Annotated in this window: 3 protein-coding genes and 1 pseudogene; 1 reads left to right on the forward strand and 3 read right to left on the reverse strand. The window is 46.7% G+C overall.

What is annotated here, in order from left to right:
- Nucleotides 1-36: 36 nt before the first annotated feature.
- Both VN105_RS06425 and VN105_RS06430 read right to left on the reverse strand, forming a co-directional pair.
- A complete protein-coding gene (locus VN105_RS06425; protein ID WP_325639062.1) occupies nt 37-2,472 on the reverse strand; it encodes a TonB-dependent receptor in 2,436 nt (811 codons plus the stop codon).
- A gap of 92 nt (nt 2,473-2,564) precedes the next feature.
- Nucleotides 2,565-3,548: a glycoside hydrolase family 43 protein gene (locus VN105_RS06430; protein ID WP_325639063.1), complete on the reverse strand. Its 984-nt coding sequence runs from the start codon at nt 3,546-3,548 to the stop codon at nt 2,565-2,567.
- 112 nt (nt 3,549-3,660) lie between these two features.
- On the opposite strand from VN105_RS06430, the gene VN105_RS06435 reads away from it, so the two are divergent.
- Entirely contained in the window at nt 3,661-6,870 is a 3,210-nt protein-coding gene (locus VN105_RS06435; protein WP_325639064.1) for an AsmA-like C-terminal region-containing protein, read from the forward strand.
- A 7-nt stretch (nt 6,871-6,877) separates the two neighbouring features.
- Here the strand turns inward: VN105_RS06435 and VN105_RS06440 are convergent.
- A pseudogene (locus tag VN105_RS06440) lies at nt 6,878-7,369 on the reverse strand (hypothetical protein); the annotation flags it as partial.

The following is a 7,369-nucleotide window of genomic DNA, read 5'->3' on the forward strand; positions in this document are numbered from 1 at the left end:
ATAAAAAAAGCCGGAGCTACCACTCCGGCTTTTTTATTAGAATTTAAACGACAAACTCCCGGTAAAACTTCTCAGTTTCTGCGGGTTCACAGTGGAATACCCTATCCAGTAATGTTTATCGGTAATGTTATCCATTTTAAACGCTACCCGGAAACGTGGCTGATCATAGAAAATACTGCCATTCAACACGGTGTAGGACGGCAAAATAAAAGTACCAACAGTGCGGTCGTTTATTACTTTATTATCACTGGCATAGTTACCGCCAAAGCCAAAACCAAGGCCATCGGCCACACCGGCAGAGATGCGGTAGCTAAGCCACAGGTTAGCTACCGATGGTGCACCGGCAGTACCGGGGCGCATTCCTTCCACGTCTTTGGCTGCTGCTTCATACCTGGAATCATTATAAGCATAACCGGCCACGATGTTAAAGCCCTGGAAAGGATTCGCAATTACTTCTGCCTCAAACCCTTTACTCACCTGTGTTCCATCCTGTACAGAAAAATTCGGATTAGCCAGATCCGGGCGAAGCACATCTTTCACTTTGATATGATAGTAACTGAGCGTACTGTTGATGCGGCCATTTAACAACTGCAGCTTCACGCCTCCTTCCAGCTGGTTGGCCTGTTCCGGTTTAAACGTTTCTCCTGCTGCAGTGGTACCGGTTTGGTTGGTAAACCCATTCTGATAGTTACCGAATACAGACAACCTGTCTTTCAACGGCTCATATACGATACCCAGTTTGGGAGAAAAAGCAGTTTGGTTATAGTTGCCTTCATAGATACCTTTTACATCGTTATAACTGCCCTTATTATCAAAATAATCTACCCGGAGCGCCGCCAGTATCATCAGGTTATCGGTCAGGTTTAATACATCCGATATATAGGCGCTATAGGTATTGGTAAGGTTCTTAATGGGAAAAGTAAATGCCAGGCCCTGGTTAGCATACAACGTATCCAGGTTACGGCGGTTAAAATTGGCATAGGTTGGAATATCGCCATGGGATGGAATAGTGTCATAGGTACCGCCACCGAAGAACTGGTTGGAGTTATGATGGAAGTAATCCAACCCGCCTACGAAGCGGTTCCTCAGGCTGCCGATCATAAAGTCACCGTTGAAGTTCTGCTGTATTTCCAGGATACCATCTTTGCTGTTATCGGTAAACTGGTCGTTCCGTGAAATATAATTGCTTCCTTTGGCGCCGGCTACACCGGTAGCTGCAGCATCAGACAGGAGATAAAAATAAGGCGAAGGACCGTTTGAAAAACTGTTGGTAGAACTGATGTTGGTGCTCATGGTCCACTGGTCGGACAATTTATACTTCATCTGCCCGAAAATATTGGTATTACGGGAAGTCTGGTACAGGTCATTTTTTGCGTAAGCCCTTTTATAATCTATTTTCAGCTCGTCGGCCCGGTTGGTGCCAAGGTCCGCCATGGGTTGCATATAAGGGAAGAAAAATACACCCAGGCCGGTGTTCTGACCGGTGGAGAACTCCGCATCAAAGAGGAACGAAAGGCGATCATTAACACGGTAAGACAAACTGGGAGCAAATGCAAAATTTTTATTGAAACCATAATCCTGCCAGCTGCCTTCGTAATTATAGGCAGTATTAATTCTCAGTAATACATCTTTTTCTTTATCCAGCGGTGTGTTTACGTCTGCGCTTACGCGGTTAAAACCGTAGCTGCCCATGGCATAGGTAACATCTCCGCCAAAATGATCGTAGGGCTTTTTGGTTACGCGGTTAATCAGGCCGCCGTAGGAAGTAAGGCTGTTGCCAAACAAGGTAGCCGATGGTCCTTTGATCACTTCTACCTGCTCCAGGTTATAGGCGTCAATTTTAGCCGTAACATTACCCGCCAGGCCATTGCGCAGTTTACTCTGGGTAATAAATCCACGGAGATTATAATAACCGCCACCATCGCCGCCACGGCCGGTAGCCTCCCACATGCGGGTAAGACCCGGTGCATTTTTCAGGGCATCATCCACCGAAAACACTACCTGCTGCTGTAACAATTCTTTTGTAATAGTGCTGTACACCTGCGGGTTTTCCAGGTTTTTCAGCGGCATTTTTGATACATCGTAACTGGATGTTTTAATCAGTTTATTATGGTTACCCGTTACCACCACTTCTTTGAGGGCTTTACTGGTAACTGCCAGCTGCAGCCTGATGTTGGTGGTTTTTCCTGCATTCACCACTACCTGTTCCTCTATTGGCGTGTAGCCCATCAGGGTGATAATGAGATGGTAACTGCCCGGCTTGATACCGGTAAATGTAAAAGATCCGTCCGTTTCGGAAATGGCTGTTTCATTGGTTTCCTGTAAAAGAATCACTACATCTGAAGCCGCTTTGCCGTCTGTGGTCACCACTTTTCCCCTGATGGCGCCAGCGTTTTCATCTTCCGCCCTCAACCACACGGGTGAAAAAAGGAGCGCTAATAGTATAAATACAAAGCCGGTCTGCCTGATCATATTTTGCTTTTTTTTTATTTTGCAAAATTGGAGCAGACAGCACCGGCAAAGTGATCGTATCCGGAATTTTATTTACGCGAAAAGGAAATTGTCTATCGGATCACGGCGCGGGTAACCCCTTCCCGGGTAATTTTTACCGGTTTAATATAACCGTCTTTGTCAAAATACATCCGTTCGATGCAGGTTTCACGGGAATTAGCCGCTTTTTCTGTCAGCGGGCGACGGTGGTAAATGATATACCAGCGGTTTTCTTTGGGAATCCCGATAACGGAGTGATGACCAGCGCCGTTGGCGATAGTGGCGTCCTGCTGAAGGATCTTTGCGATCCTTTTGAAGGGGCCCATCGGGGAATCGGCAATGGCATAGGCCACGCTGTAGTCGGGCCCCGTCCAGCCGCCTTCAGACCACATAAAGTAATACTTTCCGTCCTTTTTGAACATGGTAGGACCTTCCACATATTTTTCCGGCGTGATCTCTTTAAAAGTGGTACCGTCGGCAAAAGGAATAAAGCCGGTGAAATCGGGTTTCAATTGTGCAATATTGCAATGTCCCCATCCGCCGTAGATAAGATAATATTTACCGTCGCTGTCGTGGAACACATACTGGTCAATAGGTTGGGCCTTATTAATGATCTTATCCACCAGCGGCTTACCGAGATAATCTTTGAACGGACCGGCAGGATTATCGGCCACTGCCACACCGATTCCGCCAACTTCTTCGTTGTTTTGTATATCATTGGCGCCAAAGAACAGGTAATACTTATGATCTTTTTCTATGATCGAAGGCGCCCATACCGCACGTTTGGCCCATTTCACATTCGCCGTATCCAGGATCTGCGGATGTTTGGTCCAGGTTACCAGGTCGCGCGATGAGAAAGCATCAAAGAACACCTGTTTTTCGTAAGCAGCGGAATAAGTGGGATAGATCCAGTATTCCTTACCAAATATTACACCCTCCGGATCGGCGTACCAGCCGGGGAATACAGGGTTTCCGGATAATTTGTCCAGCTTTTTCTGCTGGGCCATCGTAACATGCGTACTTCCTGCGAGCAACAACAGCGCTATCATTCTTTTCATGTAACCAGATTTTATGAATCGTTAAAAATAATAAAAATCATTCTCCGTTCTTAAGAGATAATAAATTTTTACTATACTTTTCCATAATTTTATCGTTCAGAAAGGATTTTACATGAAGCGGGGAAAAAAAATTGTCAGGCTACTACTGATCATCACAGGCGTATTTTTATTGGTGATGACAATAGCCGGTGGTATCTTATACAGCCAGCAGGAAAGGCTCACGCAGATGGCAGTGAAGGAATTGAATAAGCAGTTTGCGGGAGAGCTGGTGATTACAAAAAGTAGTATTTCTCCGTTCAACAACTTCCCTTATATTTCCATTGCCCTGCACGATGTCCGTTTTTTTGCAGATAAAAAAATGCAGGGGCCACCACTGTACCAGGTGGAACGCCTGTACGTGGGCTTCAGTTTACCGGATATTCTCCAACAGCATTATAATGTCCGCATTATTGCGCTGGCCAACGGGCGGGTACATGTGGCCCGTTACGCCAATGGCGATGTAGACCTTATCAAAGCCCATGAGTTTAAAAGCAGCGGCCCGTCTGCCCCGGCAGATTCCAGCGAGGAACTGAGCCTGGACCTGAAGAAGATCATCCTGAAAAATATTGATGTCAGTTATCACGACGGTATGTCCGGCGTAAATGTGAACGCACATATCGATAAGATAAAAACTGCGTTTGCTATGGACTCCGCGCGTATTGCCATTGATATGGACAGTAAGCTGGAAATAGATGTTACCAGTAAATCAGACACCACCCTCTTTCGTCATAAGCAATTGAACTTCGCACTGGCAGCGGTATACGATAAACAGAAAAAACAGCTCACTTTGCCTCCCGGTACTATCCGGCTGGAAGAGGCCTCTCTTGAGCTGCAGGGGATGGCTACCGAACGTTATGTAGATCTGAAAGTTAAAGGCGACAAACCCGATCTGAACCTCCTGCTCGCCATGGTACCTGCTGATGTGGCGGCCATGCTGGACAAATACCGGCACGATGGCCGCGTATATTTCGACGGCATTATCAAAGGCGCCATCGGCAAAGGGATCATGCCACTGATGCAATTCAACTTTGGCTGCGAAAATGTATGGTTCCAGAATAAAAAGATCGACCGGAAGGTAGACCAGATGGGCTTCAAAGGGTTTTATACCAACGGTGCGTCACATAACCTGCAAACATCCGAACTGCATATTCTGAACTTCAATGCCAAACCTGGCAGCGGCGTGTTCAAAGGCAATTTTGTGATGAAAAACTTTACCGATCCGCAGATCCTGATGCAGCTGTATTCTGAACTGAATCTTCGTTTTGTAGGGGAATTTCTCGGTATCAAAGACCTGGAACAGATCAGCGGTGAAATAAAGCTGAATATGAATTTCCGGGAGATAGTGGATATGCGGATCCCGGAGGAAAGCCTGGCAAAACTGAAAGACGGCGTGCAAAGTGAGCTCACGGTAAAAGATCTCGAATTTCGCATTCCCGGTTACCATCTGCCCATACGCAATATGAACGTACATGCGCAAATCCAGCAGGGACGCCTGCAACTGGATTCCATTGCTTTTCGTATAGGCAGCTCCGATATACTGGCCCAGGGATCTGTGAGCGATGTGCCGGCATTATTCCACCAGCAAAACAAACCGGTGGCCGTTAATTTCAGTGCTTCCAGCAAGCGTTTGCAGCTGGGCGAATTATTTAAATTTGATTCCACCCATCCGGTTTTATCTAAAGAAATAATTACCGGGTTTAACATTGGCCTGGCGCTGGAAACCTCGGTGAATGAACTGCTGCATCCCAATCCATTGCCTAAAGGAACTTTCAAAGTGGAAAAGCTGTATGCTAAATTCCACCAGTACCCGCATGCTTTGCACGATTTTAACGCGGCGGTGGCCATCAACGATACCAGCCTGCGGGTGTCTAACTTCAGCGGGAATATAGATAGCACCAACTTTGCATTCAAAGGAAAATTAAATAATTACCTTATCTGGTTCGATAAAATTAAAAAGGGCAATACAGAAGTGGCATTTGATTTTAAGTCGGACCGCCTGGCAGTGAACGACCTGGTGAGTGAACGCGGCCATAAATTCATCCCGCAGGGATACTGGTATGAAGAAGCCAACAACGTGTGGCTGCGCAGTAAAATGAGCATCAGGTACGATACTGTTTTTAAGCGGATAGATGCCCGTATTGCAAATATCTCCGGAACATTAAAGCAGCACCCTATTAAAGTGGAGAACGTAACCGGAAGGATCCGTTATGGCAATAACCGCTTTATTGTGGTGGATACGCTTACCGGTAAAGTGGGGCGTACCGATTTTAACCTGAACATGCGTTATGCCACCGGCAAAAGTAAACGGCAGCAGAGCCGCAGCAACTATTTCCGGTTCAGGTCCGATATGCTGGATATTGATGAACTGATGAACTATGATTTTACTGACCATCCCGTGGCCACATCGGCGCCGGCAAAGCGTACCACCGTAAAGGAAAATGATTCCCTGCATGCAACAGGCTTCAACATATTCAGTATTCCTTTCACCACCTTCGAAACACAGGTAGATGTAAAGAAGATCAAATACAAGAAGCTATGGCTCAGCAATGTGCTGGCTAATATTCATATGCAGGAAGACCAGAAAATAAAAGTGGATACCATTGCCATGAATATAGCCGGCGGGCACATTGCCATGCGCGGCATGTTCAATGCCGCCGATCCGAAGAAGCTGTACTTCCGGAGTGGTATCTATCTTAAAAACGTAGACATCTCCAAAATGCTCATCAAGTTCGATAATTTCGGGCAGGACTTTGTACTCAACAACAACCTGAAAGGTATATTAAGCGGTGAGATCAAAAGCTATGTGCGTATGCACCCCGATCTTACTCCTGTGCTGAGTGAAACGGAATCCCGGATGAATATTGAAATTACCAACGGTACGCTGCTGGACTTTGGCCCCATGCAGGCCATGGCCGGTTATTTCAAAGATAAAAACCTCCGCATGGTAAGGTTTGATACCCTTCGTAATAAGCTGACCCTGAAAAACGGAATACTGGAAATCCCGAATATGAACATCAATTCTTCGCTCGGTTACATCGAAGTATCCGGCAGCCAATCACTGGACATGAGCATGAACTACTACCTGCGCATTCCCATGAAAATGGTGACCCAGGTAGGTTTCCAGGCGCTCTTTGGCAGAAAGCGCGAAGAAGTGAATGAAGACCAGGTGGATGAAATTGAGTACCGGGATAAAGATAAAAAAGTGCGTTTTAGGAATATTAATATTTCCGGTACCCCTGATAAATACAAGATCGCGCTGAAAAAGGCAAAGAAAACGTCCTGATAAATGATCAGGGCATTACAGCGGCCCGCTGCCGGATGATGTATGCAATCCTGCTTTTGGCTTCCTCTTCGCCGGCTTTATCTGCTACCAGCTTATTACCCGTATACTTTTTATACAACGGGGCGGCATTTCCCGGCTGGAACTGCACCTGTTCCACAGTTACCACCGTACCCGGTATCACTGCGCCAAACCAATGGTCATCTGCCCGCAGCTTCCAGGTAACCAGCGTAAGCAAGGCATCCGCCGGATAGCCCGCGCCCTTTCTTGCGCCGGACACTGCCCGCTCATTGCCATACAGGGTGCTCATCGTTTGCGGATCTTTCCCGATGCCGCTGGTGATCACTTTCCATTCGTGCAGCTTCAGCAACGGCGTATCAGGCAACGATGCAACAGTATGCTGCGTAGGCATGGTGAACACAAAATCATTGTTGCGCATGGGCTGGTGACAGCTAACGCATTCCATCGTGAACATGGCATTTTTTCCATAAGGTTTCAGATC

The organism is Chitinophaga sp., assembly GCF_035564935.1.
Classification (GTDB): domain Bacteria; phylum Bacteroidota; class Bacteroidia; order Chitinophagales; family Chitinophagaceae; genus Chitinophaga.